The organism is Micromonospora sp. CA-269861, assembly GCF_050948505.1.
Lineage (GTDB): Bacteria > Actinomycetota > Actinomycetes > Mycobacteriales > Micromonosporaceae > Micromonospora.
In genome coordinates this window covers 5,228,655-5,250,457 of the sequence record NZ_CP192014.1, presented here as the reverse complement: position 1 = coordinate 5,250,457, position 21,803 = coordinate 5,228,655, and the positions used below count along the sequence as shown (strand labels likewise).

Below are 21,803 nucleotides of genomic sequence, written 5' to 3'. Positions count from 1 at the left end.
CGTGTCAGGGCAATAACTTCATGATCACCAGGGTGAGGTGGGGTCAGGGGTGGGACAGGCGGGTGAGGGTGCTGATGTCGGCGGCGTGGCCTACGTGCTTCTCGCTGGGGGTCTCCACGACGATCGGGACGCCAGCGGTTGCCGGGTGGGCCATCAGCTCGGCGAAGGCGGGCTCACCGATGGTGCCCTTGCCGATGTTCTCGTGCCGATCCCGGGTGGAGCCGCACAGATCCTTCGAGTCGTTGGCGTGGACCAGCCGCAGCCGGTCCGCACCCACGGTGGCCACCAGGGTGTCCAGGGTCGCCGTCATGCCGCCCTCGGCCGCCAGGTCGTGGCCGGCCGCCCAGGCGTGGCAGGTGTCGAAGCAGACCCCGAGCATGGGGTGCCCGTCCACCGCGTCCAGGTACGGCCCGAGCTGCTCCACCCGGGAGGCCAGTGACCGGCCTCCACCCGCGCTCGGCTCGACCAGCAACATCGGCCCGCCGGACTCGGCGGCCCAGTCGAGCAGCGGCAGCAACACCTCGCGGACCTGTCGCATCGCCGCCTCGGCGTGCCCCTCGTCCACCGAACTGCCCGCGTGGAACACCACCCCCCGCGCGCCGATCGCCACGCCCCGACGCAACGCGTGCGCCAGCGTCTGGCCCGACTTCTCAACGGTGGCCGGGGTGGGCGAGCCGAGGTTGACCAGCAGCGCGGCGTGGATGAACGCGGGAATGCCCCGCTCGGCGCAACCGTCGCGGAACAGGGCGTCCTGCACGGGGTCGCCGTTGGGCAGGGCCCAGCCTCGCGAGTTGGAGACGTAGACCTGCACCACCTGCGCCTCTGTCGCGTCGGCGTACGGCAGGGCAGCCTTCGCCAGCCCACCCGAGGTCGGAGTGTGCGCGCCCACCGGCCGCGCGGAGATCGCCGGCATCAGAAGCACGTCAGGGTGACCGGGGTGCCCGGCGCCACCTGCGAATTCTCGCCAGGGAGCTGGATCCGGACCACGGCGTTCGGGTTGATCGCCATCGTCACCGGGAAGCCCTGGCCCTCCAACGCCTGCTTGGCCTGCTGGCACGGCAGATCGATCACCCGCGGCATGACGACCAGCGGTGGCCCCTTGCTGACGTCCAGCTTGACCTGGGCGCCCTTCTCCACGCCGGTGCCATCGGCCGGGCTCTGACCAAGGATCTCGTCCTTCGGCTTGTCGGAGTCCTTGTAGGTCTCCACCAGCACCAGGTTGAGCTGGGCCAGGGCCGTCCGGGCGTCGGTCAGGCTCTTGCCGACCAGGTTCGGCACCGTCACCGGCGCCCTGCCCCGGCTCAGAATGAGAGTGACCTTCGCACCTGGTTTCACCTCGGCGCCCACCTTGGGGGAGCTGTCCACCACGACCCCGGCCGGCAGGCTGTCGTCGTAGCGGGCGGTGCCCTTGGCCACCACCAGTTTCGCGTTGACCAGGTCCGCCTCGGCGAGCTCGAACTCCTTGCCGATCACGTCCGGGACGGGGAAACGCTCCGGGCCGAGGGAGAGGGTCAGGGTGATCGTGCCACCCTTGACGATCTTGGCAGCGGACGCCGGGCTCTGCTCCAGCACGCTGTCCTTCGGGGCTTTCTCGTCGAAGCGCGGCTCCGCGTACTTGAGGACGAGCCCGGCGTTGTCGGCCTGCGCCTGCGCCTGCGCCTTGCTCAGGCTCACCAACTGCGGGGCGTCCGTGTAGCGGCCGACGCCGAACCACCAACCCCCGATCGCGGCCACCAGGCCCAGCGTCACCACCACGGCCGCCACGGCCAGCCGGCCACGGGGGTTGCCCAGCACCGTGCTGCGCAGTGCGGCGAGCCGGGCGCCCAGGCCCTCCGCGGGCTCCGGGGCGGCCCGACGTCGTCCCGGCCCCTGGGTGCTGGCACCCTCGGGCAGCCGTGCCCACGACGGGCGGTTGGGCGGCTGGACCGTCGCGACCATCATGGTCGGCTGGGCGAGCGACGGCGCGTCGCTGATCGGGCGGAGTACGGCGGTGTGGCTGTTGGCGTCGCCCAGACGATCCCGGGCAACCTGCACCTCGGCCAACAACGCGCCGGCGTCCGCGGGCCGCGCGCCGGGATCACGCCGGGTGGCCCGCTGCACCAGGTCGTCGAGGATCGACGGCAGGCCCGGCACCAGCGTCGAGGGCGCCGGCACGTCCCGGTCGACGTGCTGCCAGGCGACGTCCACCGGGCGGTCCCCGTCGTACGGCACGCGGCCGGTGAGCATCTCGAACAGCACGATGCCTGCCGAGTAGACGTCGGTGCGCGGATCGGCGCGGCCCTCGGTGACAAGCTCCGGAGCGACGTACGCCACGGTGGCCATCAACTGGTTGCCCTGCTCCTCGTCGGCGCTCGCCTCGACCGCCCGGGCCAGCCCGAAGTCGGCGACCTTCACGACGCTGTCGACCAGGTTGGCGACGCCGCCTGTGGGCGCCTCCGCGACCAGCACGTTCTCCGGTTTGACGTCGCGGTGCACGAGGCCGGCCCGGTGCGCCGCGGCGATCGCGGCGAGCATCTGCTCGGCGATGGCCAGCGTCTCGTCCGGGTTGAGTCGGCGTCGCTCGGCCAGCACGTCACGCAGCGTGCGGCCACGGACATACTCCATCACCAGGTACGGCAGACCGGCGTGCGTGCCCTGGTCGTAGACCGCCACCACGTTCGGGTGGGTGAGCCGGGCGATGGTCTTCGCCTCGTCGGTGAACCGGGCCACGAAGTTGGCGATCCGGGCCCGTGCCTCGCTCGCCTGGGTCGGGTGAATGATCTTGACAGCGACGGTGCGCTCAAGGCGCTCGTCGGTGGCGGTGTACACGGTCGCCATGCCACCACGGGCCACGCGACCGCGAATGCGGTAGCGCCCGTCGATCAGCGAGCCCAGCAACGTGTCGGCGACCTGAGTGTCCATCGGCAGGCAGTCTATGTGTCCAGGGAGGGAAGGATGAACAGGATGCTACAGCCGTCCGCCGAACTGGTCCGTCCCGCCGCGCTCGGCGTCCCTTATTCGCTGGTCAGCGACGATCAAGAGAGTGGGCGTCGACGGGTCGCCCGGGGTGCCGGTGGCTCGTCGCGGCGGTGGCGTGGCAGGGTGGTCGGGTGACCGAACCCGTACCCGACCAGGCCGCGCCCGGCCTGGAACTCGCCGGCCCCACCGACCCGGCCGGCTGGTTGACCCTGCCCGACGTCGCCGAACGCCTCGACGTGTCGATCAGCAAGGTGCACCAGATGATCCGTGACCGGGAGCTGCTGGCGGTCCGCCGCGACGGCGTCCGCCGGATCCCAGCGGACCTGGTTGCCAACCAGACCGTGCTCAAGCACCTGCCCGGCGTGCTCAATCTGCTCTCCGACAACGGCTACGACGACGAGGCCGCCCTGCGCTGGCTCTACGAGCCGGACGACACCCTCCCCGGCGCCACCCCAGCCGCCGCCCTCTCCGGCGACCAGGCCCGCGAGGTGAAACGCCGAGCCCAAGCCCAAGCCTTCTAACCCCCCCGACCCCGCCCCGGGCGTCCCCGCACCCCTTCCCGGACCCCCCGTCCCCGTCGATCATGAAGTTATTGCCAGCCCGCTCGGCGTGTCATGGCAATAACTTCATGATCAACGTTGGAGGGCGGGGTGGGTGGGGGTGGGGGGAGGCCAGGGGGTGGGCGGGGCGCGGTTAGTCGGCTCGGCGGGTTGCGGCTATGGCCAGGTCGACCAGGGCTTGGCGGGCCTCGGTGTCGAGGTCGACGGCGGTCAGCGCGGCCAGAGCGGTGTCGGTGAGTGTGACGATCCGCTGTTCGGTACGGGCCAGCGCCCCGCTCCCCGAGATCACCTCGCGGAGTTGGGCCACCCCCCGCTCTTCCAGCTCCGGGTCGCCGAGCCGGCCGAGCAGCAGCTCGCGGCCCGCGTCGTCGGTGGCCTCCACGGCCGCCGCCACCAGGTAGGTGCGCTTGCCCTCGCGCAGGTCGTCCCCGGCCGGTTTGCCGGTCAGCGCCGGGTCACCGAAGACCCCCAGCACGTCGTCGCGGAGCTGGAACGCCTCGCCCAGCGGCAGCCCGTACGCCGAGTAGGCGATCCGCACGTCCTCCGGCGCGTCGGCCAGCGCCGCGCCGAGCAGCATCGGACGCTCGACGGTGTACTTCGCGGACTTGTACCGGGCGACCTTGCTGGCCCGTTCCACCGAGGTGTCCCCGGTGACCTGCGTCAGCACGTCGAGGTACTGCCCGACGGTGACCTCGGTGCGCATCTCGTCGAAGACCGGCCGGGCCCGCGCCAACGACCACAGGTCCAGGCCGGCGGAGTGCAGCAGCTCGTCGGACCAGACCAGGCAGAGGTCACCGAGCAGGATGGCCGCGGCGTCGCCGAAGCCGTCCGGGTCGCCGCCCCAGCCGGCCTCCCGGTGCCGGGTGGCGAACCGCCGGTGTACCGCGGGCTCGCCCCGACGCGTGTCGGAACGGTCCATCAGGTCGTCGTGGATCAGGGCGCTGGCCTGGACGAACTCCAGCGCGGCCAGGGCGGTGAGCACCTGGTCGCCGTCCACCCCGCCGGCCCCCCGGAACCCCCAGTACGCGAATGCCGGACGCAGCCGCTTGCCGCCACCGAGCACGAACGCCTCGATCGCCTCGGCCACCGGGCCCAGCGCGTCGTCCACCGCTGCGAGTCGGACCCGTTGGCCGGCCAGGAACTCGGTGAGAGCCTTGTCGACCCGCTGACGCAGGCCGGCGCGGTCGACGGGGGACACGGGAGCAGCGTGGGTCACGCCCCGACGCTAGCCGGTCGTGATGGCTCGTGCTCCACCGCCACGCGTAGTCCCGCCGGTGCGGCCGGGGCCCGTTCGCCCACCCGGTCGCGCGCCGGCCACCGTGGCGCGGCCCGGCCCGGTGGCCCGCGTCGAGCCGGCCCGACGGGTGGCCGCGGCGGCCTCGGCGAGCACCACCAGCGGCACGTCCAGGACGACGGCGAGCCAGCCGAGCCAGAACCCGCCCGGCACGCGACGCTGCCGCTCCCACCGGGAAATCTCGTGCCGACTCAGCGTCGGCGCCCCGGCTGCGGCACACAACTCGGCGGCTGCTCGCTGCTGGCTCCAGCCCCGGGCCAGTCGGCGCCGGGCCAGCAGCGGCCCGAGCTGCGCGGGGCGCGGCGATGCGGGCGGGATCATGGGTCCTCCTGGCGGGCGTCGGCGCGGTGGCGACCCACCCGCCCGACCGGACGGGACCGGCGTCACCGCTCGGTTGCTGACCCCCGCACGGAACCTGGGGCCACCCCCGCCGCCCCTCCCGCACCGTCCCTTTCTACCTCGGAGGTACGACGCCTTCCCGCCCGCCGGGTCGGACACCCGGTGCGACACCGCCCCCCGCGCCTCAGGACACCCGGTGCGGCACCGCCCCCCCGCTTCAGGGCACGCGGTGCGGCACCGCCCCCCGCTTCAGGGCACCCGGTGCGGCACCGCACACCGGGTCGGGCCGACCGGTTGGCGTCTGCCGCTGGGTGGGAAGGGCCTGGGTCCTGGTGGCATCGACCGCTAGAGTCGGGTCGTGGCGCTCGGTCTTCCCTCGACACTCCCCAATCCGCAGCCGGCGATCGGGGAGCTCATCCGTGAGCACCAGCCGACCTTCTCGTTCGAGTTCTTCCCGCCCAAGACCGAGGCGGGGGAGCAGCTGCTCTGGCAGGCCATCCGCGAGTTGGAGTCGCTGCGCCCGTCGTTCGTGTCGATCACGTACGGCGCCGGTGGCTCGACCCGGGACACCACAGTGGCGGTGACCGAGCGGATCGCCACCGAGACCACCCTGCTGCCGATGGCCCACCTGACCGCGGTCAACCACTCCGTCGCCGAGCTGCGGCACGTGGTCGGCCGGCTCGCCGGGGTGGGCGTGCGCAACGTGCTGGCCGTCCGTGGCGACCCCCCGGGCAACCCGGGCGGTGAGTGGGTCCGCCACCCCGAGGGCGTGGACTACGCCGAGGACCTGGTGCGTCTGGTGCGCGACGCCGGTGACTTCAGTGTCGGCGTGGCCGCCTTCCCGTACAAGCACCCCCGCTCGCCCGACGTGGCGAGCGACACCGCCCAGTTCGTTCGCAAATGTCGGGCCGGCGCGGCGTTCGCGGTCACGCAGATGTTCTTCGACGCCGACGACTACCTGCGGCTACGTGACCGGGTGGCGGCTGCCGGCTGTGACACCCCGATCCTGGCCGGGGTGATGCCGGTGACCCAGATCGGCACCATCGAGCGGTCCGTGCAGCTGTCCGGTGCGCCGTTCCCACCGGCGTTGGCGGCCCGCTTCGAACGCGTCGCCGACGATCCGGACGCCGTCCGCCGGCTCGGCATCGAGCAGGCCAGTGAGATGTGCCGCCGACTGCTCGACGAGGGCGTGCCGGGAATCCACTTCATCACCCTCAACCGGTCCACGGCGACCCGCGAGGTCTGGCAGAACCTGAAGGCCGGCGCGCGCGTGTGAACGCTGCGCCTGCGACACCTGTTGCCCGGCACGACGGTTGATCCGTGGTGGGCACACAGCTGAACTGGGATCAGTACGCCACGGCGTGGGCGCGGTTGCACGGCGGCTTCGACCCTCGGGTCGCGGCGCCGGTGGTGCGCGCCTGGCTGCGATTCGCGTACCACGTCGGATATGTGCTGGGTCGGCTGCGGGTCAGCCCCACCGCGGTCACCGTGGCCGGGGTGCTGCTCTGCTTCTGCGTACCGTTGCTGGTGGGCCGCCCGGGAGACGGGCCGTTCCTCGGCGCGCTGTTCGTGCTGCTGGCCGCCGTGGCGGACAGCGTGGACGGCGCGGTGGCGGTGGCCACCGGCCGCACCACCCGGCTCGGCTACGTCTACGACTCGGTCGCCGACCGGCTCGGTGAGGTGGCGTGGCTGCTGGCGTTCTGGCTGGTGGGCGCGCCGGGTGGGCTGGTCGTCGCGGGCGGGGCGCTGTCCTGGTTGCACGAGTACGTCCGGGCGCGGGCGGTCGCCGCCGGCATGCGGGAGATCGGCGCGGTGACAGTGGGCGAACGCCCCACCCGGGTCTCGGTGGCGCTGGCCGGCTTGCTGGTCGCCGGGCTGGCCGGGCTGATCGAGCCGGACCTGGCCGCCGGCACCATCACCATGGCGACTGCGGTCTGGGTGCTGCTTGCCGGGTTCGGCCTGGGGCAACTGCTCTCCAGCATCCGCCGCGCCCTGCTCGACGCCGACTGAGCCGCCGGGCCAGGCCTGATCGAGGCCGACTGAGCCGCCGCGCCCTGCTCGACGCCGACTGAGCCGCCGGGCCAGGCCTGATCGGGGCTTGCTGGAGAGGCGCTCTACCAGGCCGGGCCGATCTCGTCGGCGACGATCTGCGCGGAGAGGGTCACCATCGGCAATCCGCCACCCGGGTGGGTGGAGCCACCCACCAGCCACAGCCCGTTCGCCGGGCCCCGGTTGGCCGGGCGGAGCAACCCACCCGCGGTGCCGTAGATCGAGCCACCTGGCGCGCCGGTCGCCACGTCCAGGTCGGCGGGGGTCCGCACCTCGCGGAACAGCAGCCGGTCGCGCACGTCCACGCCACGTCGCGCCAGCACGTCCAGGATCCGGTCGGCGTACGCGTCGGCCAGCCCTGGGCGTCGCCAGTCGACAGCGCCCGCAGCGGTGCCCTGCCGGGGGGCGTTGACCAGCACGAACCACGCCTCGTGTCCGGCCGGGCGGACCATCGGGTCGTCAGCCACGGTCACGAACACCGCCGGGTCGGCCGCCGGCCGGGCCCGTACGCCGCGCCCGGGGTCACCGAAGACCGCGTCGAACTCGGCGTCGTAGTCGTCCGGGAAGAAGACGTTGTGGTGGGCCAGCCCGGTGCTGCCGGAGACGCCGAGCAGCAGCACGAAGCCGGCGAGGCTGCGGTCGGTCAGCCCGGCCAGCCGACGCGGGTGCGGCAGCAGGTCACGGTAGACGGTGAGCGCGTCCACGTTGGCCACCACCACGTCGGCGGGCACCGGGGCGGTGACGCCGGCGAGGCGTACCCCGTGCACCCGGCCGCCGGTGGCGTCGATCCGGGTGACAGTGGCGTCGGTCTGCACGACCACGCCGAGGTCCAGGCAGCGGGTCAGCAGCGCGTCGGCGAGCGTGCCCAGCCCACCGCGCAGGTACCAGCCGCCGAAGGCCAGCTCGGCGTAGGGGACCGCGACCAGCGCCGCCGGTGCCCGACGTGGGTCGGCGCCGGTGTAGGTGGCGTAGCGGTCCAGCAGCATCCGCAGCCGCGGGTCGGACAGGTGGCGGCGGCCCAGGCCGCGCAGACTGCGGCCCGGGGCGATGGCGGCCAGGTCGCCGACGCGCCACGCCAACGACGCGAGGTCGCGGGGAGAGTCGACGGTACGGTGCAGGATGTCCCGCGAGGAGGCCTCCCACACGCGCGCCGCCCGGCGCCACAGCCGCTGCCAGTCGGCAGCCGCCCGGTCACCGAAGGCGGCCCCGATCCGGGCGGTGAACTCCACCGGGTCGGCGCACGAGTCAAGGGTCGGGCCACCGTCGGCAAAGACGTGCCGGACGATCGGGTCCAGTCCGACCAGGTCCAGGTATTCGTCGAGCTTCGCCCCGGTCGCCTCGAACAGGTCGTGGAAGACCTCGGGCAGGGTGAGCAGGCTCGGCCCGGTGTCGAAGTGGAACGACCCGGCCGGGGTGTCGTGCGCGTACCGGCCGAGCTTGCCGCCGACCGTGTCGGCCCGCTCGAAGACGGTCACCTGGTGCCCGGTGGCGGCCAGCCGGGCGGCAGTGGCGAGGCCACCCACCCCGGCGCCGACGACCACGATCCGCGCCATGCCGCGTCCTCCTAGCTGACCGGGCGGCCCCGCCAGGTCAGGCGGCGTCGCTTTCGCAGATGGTACGACCGCAGGGTCAGCCAACCGAGGACCACGACCGACACGGGGTGTGCGAGCGCGTCGGGCCACCACCGGCCGCCTGTCGCGCGGGCGGTGAGCACCCGTCCGGCCACCCCCAGCAGGTAGCCGGCCAGGCCCACGGCGGCCACCCCGGGTGCGCCGGCCGCCGCACCCGTCAGCGCGACCAGCGGTGGGGCGGTGTAGAGCAGCAGCAGCGTCGCCACCACGGCCGCCGCCGCGCCCGGGTGCCCGAACGACGCCCAGAGCGACTTCGAGTACCCGTCGCGCAGTTGCGGCCAGTCGTCGTACATCCGGCAGGTGGCCAGCCGGGAGCCGTCGGCCAGTGCGATCCGCCCGCCGGCCCGCTTGACCGCCCGGGCCAGCTCGACGTCCTCCAGGATCTTGTCGGCGACTGCGGCGTGCCCGCCGGCGGCGGTGTAGCCGGCCCGGTCCACCACCAGGAACTGCCCGCCCGCCGCGGCCAGCGACGGCCGCCGCGAGCGCTCCATCGCGCGCAGCGGCAGGAAGGTCAGCCAGAGCCACTGCAACAGCGGCTGCACCAGCCGGTCGGCCGCCGTCGTCACCACGATCCGGGGGTACGGCGACAGCAGCGTCACCCGGGCGGCGCGCAACTCGGTGACGGCCGCGGCCACGGCGTGCGGGGCGAGCACCACGTCGGCGTCGACGAAGACCAGCGCGGTGGCGCCCGGGTCGGCCCGGGTGGCCAGCTGCCAGCAGGCGTGCGGCTTGCCCAGCCAGCCCGGCGGCGGGGCGACCCCGGTGAGCAGCGTGACCCGGGGTCGTCGCCGGCCACCGCGCGCACCACGTCGGCGGTGCCGTCGGTGGACCCGTCGTCGAGGACCACGACGCGCAGCTCGGGTACGCCACGCTGGGCGAGCAGGGCGCGCAGGCAGGGCGTGACCCGGGCGGCCTCGTCGCGCAGCGGCAGCAGCACGGTGACCGGCTCGTCGACGTCGTCGGGCCGGTCGGTGGGCCGGCGTAGCCACCTGGCGGTGTTCAGCCAGGTGTGGCCGGTCAACGCGGCGACGGCGATCAGCAGGGCGAGCAGGACGGTCATCGGGTCGCGTCGACGCCGGGGCGGTGTGGCTGGTGGTCTTCCGGCCGGAGGCGACGGTCGCGCTGGGCACGGAGCACTGTCACCGCCAGGGGTACGGCGGTCACCGACATGCCGGCGGCGCCCCAGAGCGCCGAGGCGGGCAGGTCGAGGAAGACGGCGTGGGCCAGGATGCTGGAGAAGTACGTCCACAGGTAGAGCGCGACCATCGGGTGGTCCCGCCGGTCGGTGTGCTCGACGGCCGGCCCGGCCAGCGGGCGCAGCGCGCTCATCATCAGCACCGCGAAGAGCAGCCAGCCCAGGTAGTTGCTGACCGGGATGCCGGCCAGGCCGGGCAGGGCCGGGGTGGCGTCGCGCCAGACCCAGTAGCCCTCGGCCACCATCTGCGGGTCGAGGAAGAGGTCCCAGGCGGCCAGCCCCACAGTGGCCAGCGCGATCCGCCCCACCCATCGGCCCACCGTCGACCCGCTGCCGCCGGCTGTCGACCCGCTCCCGCCGGCCGTTGCGGCGCCGCCGCCGGTCAGTCGGACCGCTGCCAGCCAGGCCGGCCAGGCCATCCAGGTCCAGGCCAGCGGAATGATCAGCGGCACACCGGCCAGTTTGGGGCCCAACTCGCCGGAGTAGTCGTAGCTGCCGAACGGCACACCGGTGGCCACCCCGATCGCCTCGATCGCGAACCCGCCGCCGGTGGCCACCGCGACCAGCGCCGCAGCCACCCGCAGGCCCCGGCTGAGCAGCGCGTGGCCGACCGAGAGCAGCCACCCGAGGACGACGGTGGCCACTGTGAGCCCGGCCCGGGTGGCGCCGGTGGTGAGCGGGTAGCAGATCTGGGCGAACACCAGGACGGCGAGCAGCGTCCAGGAGATCCGCCGGGTCATGACGCCGGTGGCTCGAGCGGCAGATCCCGACCGAGTACGCCGAACGGCCGCTCGTCGCCGGGGAAGTGGAAGTCGCGCAGCACGTCGACGAAGCCGAACCGCCGGTACAACCGCCAGGCCCGCGAGGTCTGCTCGTCGGCCTCCGGGGTGGACAGCAGCGTGGTGTCGCCCTCCGCCATGCCGAGCAGCGCGCGCAGCTGACCGGTGCCCAGGCCGTGCCCCTGCGCCGGGGGCCGGACGTGCAGCTCGACCACCTCGAAGCAGTGGGTGAGCCAGCGCGTGCGGGTCGGGGCGTCCAGCGCGCGGTGCACCTGGTCGTGCCACCACTGACCGGAGGCGCCCAGGTAGCCGTAGCCGAAGCCGGCGAGGTGACCCTCGCTGGTCAGGCTGGCGACCGCCCGGAAACCCGGCCGGCGAACGTGGGTGGCGATGTAACCGCGCCGGGCCTCCAGCAGGTCGGTGCGGTATCCCATCGCCTCGCCGTAGACGGCCACCACGTCGTCCAGCCGCCGGACGAGATCGTCCGGCGTCCAGCGCACCAACCTCATGCCCGTCCACCCTTCACCGTTTCCGGACCGCCGTCGGCGACCCACCCGAGCACCGACCGGTCGCCGACCACGTCGCGTACCTCGAACCGGGCGAACAGCTCCTCGGCGTACCAGCCCGCGGTGGGGGTTCGCATGATCGCCGCCCGATGCTCCGGGTGACGGTACGCGAACGCCACCAGGTCCGTCGGGTCGCGCCACACGCTCACCGTGCCCTGCCAGCCCAACGGTGCCTCGCCGACCCCGAACCGGGCCAGCAGCCCGGGCGCGTCGCGCAGGGCGGCGGCCACCGGCGGGATCGCCCGCCAGAAGGTGGCAGCCCGGCGGGCCCGCAGCCGGGCCCGGGTCAGTGCCAGCACCGGGCCGGTGACCCGGCCGCCCGACGGGTCGCCGAACGGCCGCTGGCCGGACCACTCGCCCCGGCTGGTCAGCGGGCGCAGGTCGATCCGGACCTGGGCCTGGGCGATGCGCGCCCAGGCCCGCCCGACCGACGAGTCGTCGAAGCCGGCGGCCGCGGCGGGGGAGTCCCAGACGGTCAGCGCCGCCCACCGGGTCAGGTCGGCGTCCCTCGGCCCGAAGTCGGTGCCGGTCCCGGTGCCCAGCAGCTTGCCGAACCGAACGCCCGGGAGGGCGCGCAACCGGCGTGGATCCAGCGCCATCCGGGTCAGCGCCCGGGGCAGCGCGCCGCGGGAGGTCCGCCACACGTGCAGCGTGACCAGCTCCGGAGTCGCGCTGTTGTGCCTGCTGGTTCGCTCGCTACGCTCGCTCACGCCTCCGCTTCGCGGCGGCGCGAGCGCATCGCTGCTGTGCCTGCTGGTTCGCTCGCTGCGCTCGCTCACGCCACCTCGGCCGCGGTGCCGGCGGTGACCCGCAGCAGCTCGGCGTAGGTGGTCGGGAAGACCGCCTGGGGTACGCCACCCGCGGCCCAGATCTCCGGGTACGCCGCCAGCGCCGTGTCCACCAGGGTGCGCAGCGGGTGCGGGTGCCCGAGTGGGGAGACCCCACCGATCGGCTGTCCGGTGTGGGCTCGGACGAACTCCGGGGTGGCCCGGCGCAGCCGGGTGACGCCGATCGATGCCGCCAGGCCGGCGGTGTCGACCCGGTGCGCGCCGGAGGTGAGGACGAGCCGCGGCGTGTCGTCCGCGTCGAAGATCAGTGAGTTGGCGATCTGACCGACCTCGACGTCGAGCGCCTCGGCGGCCGCTGCGGCGGTGTGCACCGCGTCGGGCAGCAGACGGACCATGCTGGGTTCACCGGCGCCGTCGAGCGTGTCGGCGGCGGTGAGCGCGTCCTGCACCGCCCGTACGTTCGGGTGTGGCTGCATCCCGCCATTCTTCCCGGTCCGCTGATGGCCGGTTCAGCCGGCCGGCACGCTCGGCGCGTCACACGTTGCATTTTCGTCGGAGGGGAGGTGTACTGTCAGCAGCAGTTAGAACGAGTGTTCGATTGCCTCGAACGCCCGTTCCAACCAGCCGGAGCGCGGCGTTTCGCGGCGCCACCTCCGGGCGGTGCGGCTCCGCGGGCCGCACCTGGGTTTCCGGGCAGTCGCGAGCCTGGTCCCAACAGGCAGGAGCGTCGTCCGCCGCCCACGACCCCCGGGCAGCGGGCGACGCACCCGCCGGTCCGCCGGCCGGGTGTGGTGTGGGGAAGCATCCACACCCGGCCGGCCACACCCGGTGCGTCTTCCTCCGCACCACCCCGACCTCGGCGTCCCGTCGGCGGCATCAGCCGCCGGAGTGACGTCTCGGCCACGTGGAGGAGAGACATCCATGCCGACCAACCCGGCTCAGGCACCGACGGTGCCGGCGCACGTGCTGCCGCATCGCACCCCCGCCCAACTCCTCACGTTGGCCCGCCGTGGGCTGGTCGAGGCCGGCCAGACCCGACCTGACGGCCTGCGCTACGCGGCTGCCCACCTGGCGGCCCTGCGCGCGGCGGCGGCGCTGCTCGCCGCCCGGGCCCGACCCGCACCGAGTCGGCGCAACCGGATCACCAGCGTCTGGGTCCTCCTCTGCGCTGTCGCTCCGGAGCTCGACGAGTGGTCCCGGTTCTTCGCCGCGGGGGCCAGCAAGCGCGCCGCCGCCGAGGCCGGCATCCCCCGGGTGGTCAGCGCCCGGGAGGCCGACGATCTGCTCCGCGCTGCCGAACAGTTCGTCACGGTGGTGGAAACCGCGCTCGGCGTGGCCCACCAACCGGCCCTGGACGGCCTCGCCGCCTGATCCCGCCGTGCCACCGGCCGCCCCGCGGGGGAGCCGGGCGGCCGGTGGCACGGCGTGCCGGTCCTGATCTGATCCGCAGCAACGACGGGGAGTTGGTCCAATGGCGGGCCGCATGGTGGTCGGTTCCGCCGCGCTGGCCGATCTGGTGCGCCCGGCGAGCGCACCCGACCCGGTCGGGGGCCACCGGGTGCTGCCGGTGGCGCCCGAGCTGACCGGTCTGCTGCCCAACCGGGGCCTGCGCCGGGGCAGCACCATCGCGGTCGCCGCCGGTCAGCCCCGCCGCAGTGGCGGCACCTCACTGATGCTGGCCCTGCTCGCCGAGGCGTCCCGGGCCGGTTCGTGGTGCGCCGTGGTCGGGGTGCCGACGTTCGGCGCGGGCGCGGCCGCTGAGCTGGGCATCGCCCTGGACCGGCTGGCCCTGGTGCCGAACCCTGGCCCCGAGTGGGCCACCGTGGTCGCCGCGCTGATCGACGGGGTGGACGTCGTGGTCACCACCGTGCCGGCCTCGGTCTCCGCCTCGGTCGCCACCCGGTTGGCCGCCCGGGCCCGGCAGCGCGGCAGCGTGCTGGTCCCGTACGGCCGGTGGGACGGCGCGGACGTGACGTTGCAGGTGGTCCGTGGTGTCTGGGAGGGGCTCGGGCTGGGCCGGGGGCGGTTGCGCCGCCGGGAGATCACCATCTCGGCGCGCGGGCGTGGGGCGGCCGCCCGACCCAAGGAGATCAAGGTCTGGCTCCCGGGTGACGAGCTGACCCGGGTGATCCCTCGTACGCCGCCGTCGCCGGCGGGCCGATCGGCCGCGCCACTCGCCCTGGTCGGTCGGGGGTGACCGGCGCGCCGGCACGCACTCTGCTGCTGTGGTGCCCGGACTGGCCGGTGCTCGCCGCCGAGATCGTCGACGGGGTGCCGGCGACCGGCCCGGTCGCCGTGCTGCACGCCAACCGGGTGGTCGCCTGCTCCGAGCAGGCCCGCGCCGAGGGGGTGCGTCGAGGGCTGCGCAAGCGGGAGGCGCAGGGTCGCTGCCCGCAGCTCACCGTCGTGGAGTACGACCCGGGCCGGGACGCCCGGGCGTTCGAGCCGGTGGTCGCCGCGGTGGAGGAGTTGGTCGCCGGCGTCGAGGTGGTCCGTCCGGGCGCCTGTGCGGTGGCCGCCCGGGGGCCGGCCCGTTACCTCGGCGGTGAGGAGGCGGCAGCCGAGCGGATCATCGAGCACGTGGCCCAGTCGTGCCTGGTGGAGAGCCAGGTCGGCATCGCCGACGGGGTGTTCGCGGCCGGGTTGGCCGCTCGCGCCGGCCGGGTGGTGGCACCGGGCGGGACACCGGAGTTCCTGGCCGGGTTGCCGGTCGAGGCGCTCGGCCGCTCGGCGCTGGCCGACCTGCTGCGCCGGCTGGGGTACGCACCCTCGGCGACTTCGCCGCTCTGCCGGCCGGCGACGTGCTGGCCCGGTTCGGGTTCGACGGTGCGCTGGCCCATCGACTGGCCGCCGGGCGGGACCACCGCCCGCTCGCCGTCCGGCAGCCGCCGGCCGACCTGACGGTGACCGCCGAGCACGACGAGCCGATCGACCGGGTCGACGCGGCGGCGTTCGTGGCCCGGGCGCTGGCCGAGCAGCTGCACGAGCGGCTGGCCGGGCACGGGCTGGCCTGCACCCGGCTCGGCATCGAGGCGGTCACCGAGCACGGGCAGGAGCTGCACCGGGTGTGGCGGCACGACGGCCTGCTCACCGCCTCGGCCATCGCCGACCGGGTGCGTTGGCAGCTCGACGGGTGGCTCTCCGGCAGCAACGGCCGCGCCGGTGCCCGGCCGGCCCGACCGACGGCCGGCATCATCCGGCTGCGACTGATCCCGGACGGGGTGATCGCCCAGGCCGGTCTGCAGGCCGGCCTCTGGGGAGAGACCGGCGAGGAGCGGGAACGCGCGCACCGGGCGTTGAGCCGGGTGCAGGGCATCCTCGGCCCGGAGGCGGTGGTCACCGCGGTGCTCGGTGGTGGCCGCTCCCCGGCCGACCAGGTGCGACTGGTGCCGTGGGGCGACGAACGCGTCCCCGCCCGTCCCGGCCCGGCACCACTGCCCGGCGAGCCGATGACCAGCGGCGGCGACCGGGCCGACAGTGCCGGTCGGCCTGCGGAGCGCAGTGGGGGCGTTCCGCCGTGGCCGGGCCGGCTGCCGGCGCCCGCGCCGGCGGTGGTGCTGCCCAGCCCGCTCGCGGCGACCGTGCACGACGCCGCCGGCGAGCCGGTGGTGATCAGCGCGCGGTTGGTGGTGAGCGCCCCACCGGCCCGGCTGGTGGTCGGCACCGGCCAGCCGGCCGAGATCGTGGGCTGGGCCGGCCCGTGGCCGGTGGACGAGCGCTGGTGGGCGCCGGTCGAGGCCCGCCGCCGGGCCCGGTTCCAGGTCAGCCTGGCCGACGGTGCCGCCCTGCTGCTGGCCGTCGAGGCCGGGCAGTGGCTGGTGGAGGCGATCTATGACTGAGCCGGTGCTCCCGCGGCCGGAGGCGGGCTCACCGACCCTCCCGCCGGCGGATCCGGCCGTCGGGGTCCGGCCACCCGTGAGGGCGGCTCGATGAGTTTCCACAACCCGAAGATGCCCTGGTCGGAGCTGGAGCGGGTGCTCTCCGGGCGGGCCGGCGGCGGCTCCGGCCGGTCGGGCGGCGGGCGGTCGCGCGAGGAGCGGCACCTGCACGTGGTGGACCCGCTCGCCGTGGACGCCGACGGCGGCGACTCCCCGGCCTGGAGCCGCCGACGCGAGCAGTACCAGCCGCCGGAGCTGACCCGTCCCGACGGCGTGGTGCCCTACGCGGAGCTGCACGCGCACACCAACTTCAGCTTCCTCGACGGCGCCAGTCACCCGGAGGAGATGGCCGAGGAGGCGGCCCGGCTGGGGCTCACCGCGCTCGCCGTCACCGACCACGACGGCTTCTACGGGGTGGTCCGCTTCGCCGAGGCGGCTCGTACGCTGGGCCTGCCGACCATCTTCGGCGCGGAGCTGTCCCTCGGCCTGCCCGGCCCGCAGAACGGCGAGCCCGACCCGCACGGCGCGCACCTGCTGGTGCTCGCGCACGGCCACGAGGGGTACGCCCGGCTGGCCACCACCATCGCCCGCGCCCAGCTGCGCGGCGGGGAGAAGGGCCGCCCGGTCTACGGCGACCTGGAGGAGGTCGCCGCCGAGCTGCGTGACCACGTGCTGGTGCTGACCGGCTGCCGCAAGGGGCACGTGCCGGGGGCGCTGCTCACCGAGGGGGTGGACGCGGCGGCCCGCGAGCTGGACCGGCTGACCGCGCTGTTCGGCGCGGAGACGGTGGCCGTGGAGCTGACCGACCACGGCCATCCCGTCGACGCCGACCGCAACGACGCGCTCGCCGATCTGGCCGCCGCGGCCGGGCTGCCGACGGTGGCCAGCAACAACGTGCACTACGCCAGCCCCGGCCGGCGTCGGCTGGCCACCACCGTCGCCGCGGTCCGGGCCCGACGCAGCCTGGACGAGATCGACGGCTGGTTGCCCGCGGCGGCCACCGCCCACCTGCGCAGCGGCGCGGAGATGGCGGCCCGGTTCGCGGCGTACCCGGGTACGGTGGCGCGGGCCGCCGAGTTCGGCGCCGAGTTGGCCTTCGACCTCCAACTCGTCGCGCCGCAGTTACCGGCGTACCCGGTGCCGCCGGGGCACACCGAGATGAGCTGGCTGCGGAAGCTGACCGCCGACGGGGCGCACGAGCGCTACGGGCCGCCGCAGGCGCACCCGACGGCGTACGCGCAACTCGACCACGAGTTGAACATGATCGAGGAGCTGGGTTTCCCCGGCTACTTCCTGGTGGTCTACGACATCGTCACGTTCTGCCGGGACCAGGACATCTACTGCCAGGGTCGGGGTTCGGCGGCCAACTCGGCGGTCTGCTACGCGTTGCGGATCACCAACGTGGACGCGGTCCGGCACCAACTGCTCTTCGAGCGGTTCCTCGCCCCGGAACGCGACGGCCCACCGGACATCGACGTGGACATCGAGTCCGACCGCCGGGAGGAGGTGATCCAGCACGTCTACACCCGCTACGGCCGGGAGCACGCCGCCCAGGTCGCCAACGTCATCTCCTACCGGCCCCGGTCGGCCGTGCGGGACGTGGCCAAGGCCTTCGGCTACTCGCCGGGGCAGCAGGACGCCTGGAGCAAGCAGATCGACAGGTGGGGCTCGGTCGCCACTGTCGATGTCGAGAACATCCCCGAGCAGGTGGTGGAGTACGCCAACGAGTTGCAGACGTTCCCTCGGCACCTGGGCATCCACTCCGGTGGCATGGTGATCTGCGACCGGCCGGTGATCGAGGTCTGCCCGGTGGAGTGGGGGCGGATGCCCGGGCGCAGCGTCCTGCAGTGGGACAAGGACGACTGCGCCGCAGTGGGCCTGGTCAAGTTCGACCTGCTCGGCCTGGGCATGCTCTCCGCCCTGCACTACGGCTACGACATGATCGGGTCCCGGCTCGACCTGGGTGACATGACCCTGGACGACCCGGAGGTCTACGACATGCTCTGCCGGGCCGACTCGGTCGGGGTGTTCCAGGTGGAGAGCCGCGCGCAGATGGCCACCCTGCCCCGGCTCAAGCCCCGCGAGTTCTACGACCTGGTGGTCGAGGTGGCGTTGATCCGTCCCGGCCCGATCCAGGGCGGTTCGGTGCACCCGTTCATCAGGCGCAAGAACGGCCAGGAGCCGGTGACCTTTGCGCACCCGCTGATGCGCAACGCCCTGGAGAAGACCCTGGGTGTGCCGTTGTTCCAGGAGCAGTTGATGCAGCTCGCCATCGACCTGGCCGGCTTCGACGCGGCCGAGGCCGACCAGTTGCGCCGGGCGATGGGCGCCAAACGGTCGGTCGAGCGGATGACCCGGATCGCCGACCGGCTCTACGCCGGGATGGCCGAGCGGGGCATCACCGGTGAGCTGGCCGACGACGTCTACCGCAAACTCACCGCGTTCGCCAGCTACGGCTTCCCGGAGAGCCACGCGATGAGCTTCGCCTACCTGGTCTACGCCAGCTCCTGGCTCAAGCGCTACCACCCGGCGCCGTTCCTGGCCGCGCTGCTCAACGCCCAGCCGATGGGTTTCTACTCGCCGCAGACCCTTGTCGACGACGCCCGTCGGCACGGGGTGGAGGTCCGTCGTCCGGATATCAACGCCAGTGGGGCGCTGGCGGTGCTGGAGTCCACCCCGGAGACCCGGTGGGGCAGCGGGCCGGGGGAGCCGCCGCACGCCTGGGGGCTGGGCGGCCCGGCCGTCCGGCTCGGCCTGTCCAGCGTGCGGACCCTCGGTGCCGACGTGGCCGAACGGATCGAGGCCGAACGGGTCGCCGGTGGGCCGTACCGGGACATGCCTGACCTGGCCCGGCGGCTCGGTCTCACCGCCGCGCAGTTGGAGGCGTTGGCCACCGCGGACGCCTTCGCCTGTTTCGGGCTGACCCGGCGGCAGGCGCTGTGGGCCGCCGGTGCGGCGGCCCAGGACCGGCCGGATCGGCTGCCCGGCACGGTGACCGGCGCGGCGGCGCCCACGCTGCCCGGAATGGAGGCGGTGGATCGGCTGGTCGCCGACGTGTGGGCCACCGGGTTGTCGCCGGAGAGTCATCCCGCCCGGTTCATCCGGGGTCAGCTCGACGTGCTCGGCGCGGTGCCGATCGCCCGGCTCGGCCGGGTGGAGCCGGGGCAACGGATCCGGGTCGGTGGCATCGTCACCCACCGGCAACGCCCGGCGACCGCTGGTGGGGTCACCTTCCTCAATCTGGAGGACGAGACGGGGATGCTCAACGTCACCTGTTCGCCGGGGCTGTGGCAGCGCTACCGGCGGGTGGCACGGACCAGTGCCGCGCTTGTGGTCCGGGGGCGGTTGCAGCGGCACGAGGGGGTGACCAACCTGGTCGCCGACCGGCTGGACGCCATCGAGCCACCGGTGAGCCCGGCCTCCCGTGACTTCCGCTGATTCAGTGATCCACATTACGGTTTCCCGAGCCGCCGAACGGGAGACTCGTCCCGAGCGGGCAGAGCGGCCCGTGATCCGTGAGGGGGAACGACAGTGACGGGTAATCACGCGTACACCGGTGGAATCGCCAACGCCCGGCGGACCCGACTGGGCACCGGCTGGGTGCCCTCGCACCTGGCCGACCCCCGCGAGTACGAGGTGACCAACGGTCCGGTGGCCAACGAGCGCCGGTCCCGGGCGGAGGACGAGGCCGAGGGCACCGAGGCCTGACCGACCGCCGCACCACGCACCGATCGGGCGTGTGGTGGGCGCGCCCGCCACACGCCCGCACCACCACCGGGCCGGGTGACTAGGCTCGGCCGGGTGGAGCAGACCCGAGGCCGGTTCGCCGAGCCGCCGCTGACACCCCGTACCGCAGTGATCTGGTCGGTGCTCCGCGCCGAACTGGACCGGCGCGGCGACGCCGAGCTCACAGTGCTGGACGTGGGTGGCGGCACCGGCGGTTTCGCCGTTCCGCTGGCCCGCGCCGGGCATCGGGTCACCGTCGTCGACGCCAGCCCCGACGCGCTCGCCGCGCTCACCCGCCGCGCCGCCGAGGCCGGGGTGGCCGACCGGATCGCCGCCGTGCAGGGCGACGGTGACGCCCTCGCCGGGCTGGTCGAGCCGGCCGGCGTCGACCTGGTGCTCTGCCACGCCGTGCTGGAGGTGGTCGACGACCCGACGCCGGTGGTGGCGGCGCTGGCCACCGCGCTGCGCCCGGGCGGCGCGGCCAGTGTGCTGGTGGCCGGCCGGGCCGCCGCCGTGCTGGGCCGCGCGATGAACGGGCACCTGGACGTCGCGACCACCCTGGCCGCCGATCCGGCCGGCACCGCGGGGCCGCGCGACACGCTGCGCCGACGTTACGACGCCGCCGGCGCCGCCGCGCTGCTCGGTGCCGCCGGGCTGGTGGTCGAGGAGATCCACGGGGTACGCGTGCTGGCCGACCTGCTGCCGGCAGCGGTCGCCGACGGGCAGTCCGCCGGCCTGATCGAGCTGGAACGTGCGCTGGCCGCCCAACCGCCGTACCGGGACCTGGCCGCCCAACTGCACCTGTTCGCCCGCCGACCCGCATGATCGCCGAGGCCGGTGGCGTGCCGGCGCCGCTGGAGATCCTCGGGCCGGACCACGGCGGCGGCCGCCTCGCCGATGTGCTGCCCAGCGCGCTGGCCGTGCTGGGCGTGCCCGGCTCGACCGACCCGCTCGGGCTCGTGCCCGCGCTGGCCGGGGTACGCCGGATCGCCGTGCTGCTGGTCGACGGGCTCGGGTGGTACCAGCTGCCGACCGCGGCACCGTACGCGCCGACCCTCGCCGGGCTCGCCGCGACTGTGGCCCGGCCGCTCATCGCCGGTTTCCCGTCCACCACCCCGACCAGCCTCGTGTCGCTGGGCACCGGTGTCGCGCCGGGCGCGCACGGGGTGCTCGGTTTCACCGTGCGGGTACCCGGCACCGATCGGGTGCTCACCCACACCGACTGGGCCGCCGATCCGCCGCCGCTGCGCTGGCAGCCGGTGCCCACCCAGTTGGAGCGGGCCCGCGCCGCCGGCGTGACGACGACAGTGGTGAGTCGTCCGGAGTTCGGCGGCAGCGGGTTGACAGTGGCCGCCAACCGGGGTGGCGACTTCCGGGGCGCCGCCGACGGGGACGCGGTGGCCACCGCCATGCTGGCCGCGCTGGCCGCCGGCGCCGGGCCCACACTGGTCTCCGGCTACCACCCCGACCTGGACCGGCACGGCCACGTCAGCGGCGTCGACTCGGCGCCCTGGCGGGTCGCCGCAACCGAGGTGGACGCCCTGGTCGCCCGGCTGGTCGACGGGCTGCCCCCGGACGCGGCGCTGCTGGTGACCGCCGACCACGGGCAGCTCGACATCCCCGCCGCACACCGTTTCGACCTGGACACCGACCCGCGACTGCGGGCCGGTGTGCGGCTGGTGGCCGGTGAGGCCCGGGTGCGTTACCTGCACGTCGAGCCGGGCGCGGTCGACGACGTGCTGGCCGCCTGGTCCGAGGTGCTCGGCGGCACGGCCCGGGTACGCACCCGCGACGAGGTGGTGGCCACCGGCTGGTTCGGGCCGGTGCCCGAGCAACACCTGGGCCGGATCGGCGACGTGGTGGTGACCTGCAACGACACGTACGCGGTCATGGCCAGTCGCACCGAGCGGCCGATGGCGTCGAAGTTGGTGGCCTACCACGGGTCGGACACCGCCGCCGAGCTGACCGTGCCGCTGCTGGTCGTCCGGGGCTGACCGGGGGCGGTTCGGCCCGCTGGCCGATGGTGGTGTCGTACCCCCG

The 21,803-nt window shown here is 74.4% G+C and carries 18 protein-coding genes and 2 pseudogenes; 10 read left to right on the top strand and 10 right to left on the bottom strand.

Annotation, left to right across the window (positions count from 1 at the left end; genetic code table 11):
• Positions 1-43: 43 nt before the first annotated feature.
• Positions 44-913, bottom strand: coding sequence for a deoxyribonuclease IV (locus ACQP0U_RS23895; RefSeq protein ID WP_433310979.1), 870 nt, complete (start codon positions 911-913; stop codon positions 44-46).
• The gene (gene pknB / locus ACQP0U_RS23890) at positions 913-2,901 is read right to left on the bottom strand and encodes a Stk1 family PASTA domain-containing Ser/Thr kinase (RefSeq protein WP_433310976.1); all 1,989 of its coding nucleotides are present in this window, start codon (positions 2,899-2,901) and stop codon (positions 913-915) included. Before pknB ends, ACQP0U_RS23895 begins: the two co-directional genes overlap by 1 nt.
• 188 nt (positions 2,902-3,089) lie before the next feature.
• Here pknB and ACQP0U_RS23885 point away from each other — a divergent pair, with 188 nt between their 5' ends.
• On the top strand, positions 3,090-3,479 hold the full coding sequence (locus ACQP0U_RS23885) for an Rv2175c family DNA-binding protein (protein ID WP_433310972.1): 390 nt from the start codon (positions 3,090-3,092) through the stop codon (positions 3,477-3,479).
• A gap of 172 nt (positions 3,480-3,651) precedes the next feature.
• Here the strand turns inward: ACQP0U_RS23885 and ACQP0U_RS23880 are convergent, their stop codons facing one another.
• Together ACQP0U_RS23880 and ACQP0U_RS23875 are read right to left on the bottom strand one after the other, a co-directional pair.
• Positions 3,652-4,734, bottom strand: coding sequence for a polyprenyl synthetase family protein (locus ACQP0U_RS23880; RefSeq protein WP_433310969.1), 1,083 nt, complete (start codon positions 4,732-4,734; stop codon positions 3,652-3,654).
• 9 nt (positions 4,735-4,743) lie between these two features.
• Positions 4,744-5,133 carry a helix-turn-helix domain-containing protein gene (locus ACQP0U_RS23875; RefSeq protein ID WP_433310966.1) on the bottom strand — a complete coding sequence of 130 codons (390 nt, stop codon included), beginning with the start codon at positions 5,131-5,133 and terminating at the stop codon, positions 4,744-4,746.
• Between the two features lie 376 nt (positions 5,134-5,509).
• On the opposite strand from ACQP0U_RS23875, the gene metF reads away from it, so the two are divergent.
• Entirely contained in the window at positions 5,510-6,427 is a 918-nt protein-coding gene (metF, locus tag ACQP0U_RS23870) for a methylenetetrahydrofolate reductase [NAD(P)H] (protein ID WP_433310963.1), read from the top strand.
• Between the two features lie 44 nt (positions 6,428-6,471).
• Positions 6,472-7,161 carry a CDP-alcohol phosphatidyltransferase family protein gene (locus ACQP0U_RS23865; protein WP_112582773.1) on the top strand — a complete coding sequence of 230 codons (690 nt, stop codon included), beginning with the start codon at positions 6,472-6,474 and terminating at the stop codon, positions 7,159-7,161.
• Between the two features lie 104 nt (positions 7,162-7,265).
• On the opposite strand, the gene ACQP0U_RS23860 is transcribed toward ACQP0U_RS23865, so the two are convergent.
• The 6 genes and pseudogenes from ACQP0U_RS23860 to ACQP0U_RS23835 form a co-directional block, all read right to left on the bottom strand.
• On the bottom strand, positions 7,266-8,753 hold the full coding sequence (locus ACQP0U_RS23860; RefSeq protein WP_433310960.1) for a phytoene desaturase family protein: 1,488 nt from the start codon (positions 8,751-8,753) through the stop codon (positions 7,266-7,268).
• 11 nt (positions 8,754-8,764) lie between these two features.
• Positions 8,765-9,891: pseudogene (locus ACQP0U_RS23855) on the bottom strand (glycosyltransferase).
• Positions 9,888-10,766: a carotenoid biosynthesis protein gene (locus tag ACQP0U_RS23850; protein ID WP_433310957.1), complete on the bottom strand. Its 879-nt coding sequence runs from the start codon at positions 10,764-10,766 to the stop codon at positions 9,888-9,890. Before ACQP0U_RS23850 ends, ACQP0U_RS23855 begins: the two are co-directional and overlap by 4 nt.
• Positions 10,763-11,314 carry a GNAT family N-acetyltransferase gene (locus ACQP0U_RS23845; RefSeq protein ID WP_334499290.1) on the bottom strand — a complete coding sequence of 184 codons (552 nt, stop codon included), beginning with the start codon at positions 11,312-11,314 and terminating at the stop codon, positions 10,763-10,765. Before ACQP0U_RS23845 ends, ACQP0U_RS23850 begins: the two co-directional genes overlap by 4 nt.
• Positions 11,311-12,081, bottom strand: coding sequence for a monooxygenase (locus ACQP0U_RS23840; RefSeq protein WP_433310953.1), 771 nt, complete (start codon positions 12,079-12,081; stop codon positions 11,311-11,313). Before ACQP0U_RS23840 ends, ACQP0U_RS23845 begins: the two co-directional genes overlap by 4 nt.
• Positions 12,082-12,146: 65 nt before the next feature.
• Positions 12,147-12,635 (bottom strand): YbaK/EbsC family protein, encoded by a 489-nt coding sequence (locus tag ACQP0U_RS23835; protein ID WP_433310951.1) that lies wholly within the window; start codon positions 12,633-12,635, stop codon positions 12,147-12,149.
• A 445-nt stretch (positions 12,636-13,080) separates the two neighbouring features.
• Here ACQP0U_RS23835 and ACQP0U_RS23830 point away from each other — a divergent pair, with 445 nt between their 5' ends.
• The 7 genes and pseudogenes from ACQP0U_RS23830 (at position 13,081) to ACQP0U_RS23800 (ending at position 21,757) form a co-directional block, all read left to right on the top strand.
• The gene (locus ACQP0U_RS23830; RefSeq protein WP_007463070.1) at positions 13,081-13,530 is read left to right on the top strand and encodes an SAV_6107 family HEPN domain-containing protein; all 450 of its coding nucleotides are present in this window, start codon (positions 13,081-13,083) and stop codon (positions 13,528-13,530) included.
• A 100-nt stretch (positions 13,531-13,630) separates the two neighbouring features.
• Positions 13,631-14,356 carry a hypothetical protein gene (locus tag ACQP0U_RS23825; protein ID WP_433310948.1) on the top strand — a complete coding sequence of 242 codons (726 nt, stop codon included), beginning with the start codon at positions 13,631-13,633 and terminating at the stop codon, positions 14,354-14,356.
• Positions 14,353-15,998, top strand: a pseudogene (locus ACQP0U_RS23820) (DNA polymerase Y family protein). Before ACQP0U_RS23825 ends, ACQP0U_RS23820 begins: the two are co-directional and overlap by 4 nt.
• Before the next feature lie 90 nt (positions 15,999-16,088).
• Positions 16,089-19,475: an error-prone DNA polymerase gene (locus tag ACQP0U_RS23815; RefSeq protein WP_433310945.1), complete on the top strand. Its 3,387-nt coding sequence runs from the start codon at positions 16,089-16,091 to the stop codon at positions 19,473-19,475.
• A gap of 93 nt (positions 19,476-19,568) precedes the next feature.
• Positions 19,569-19,745: a hypothetical protein gene (locus ACQP0U_RS23810; protein ID WP_167492956.1), complete on the top strand. Its 177-nt coding sequence runs from the start codon at positions 19,569-19,571 to the stop codon at positions 19,743-19,745.
• A 75-nt stretch (positions 19,746-19,820) separates the two neighbouring features.
• Positions 19,821-20,588: a methyltransferase domain-containing protein gene (locus ACQP0U_RS23805; RefSeq protein ID WP_433310942.1), complete on the top strand. Its 768-nt coding sequence runs from the start codon at positions 19,821-19,823 to the stop codon at positions 20,586-20,588.
• Complete coding sequence (locus tag ACQP0U_RS23800) at positions 20,585-21,757, top strand: alkaline phosphatase family protein (protein ID WP_433310940.1); 1,173 nt, start codon at positions 20,585-20,587, stop codon at positions 21,755-21,757. The genes ACQP0U_RS23805 and ACQP0U_RS23800 overlap by 4 nt, the downstream gene beginning before the upstream one ends.
• Positions 21,758-21,803 lie beyond the last annotated feature (46 nt).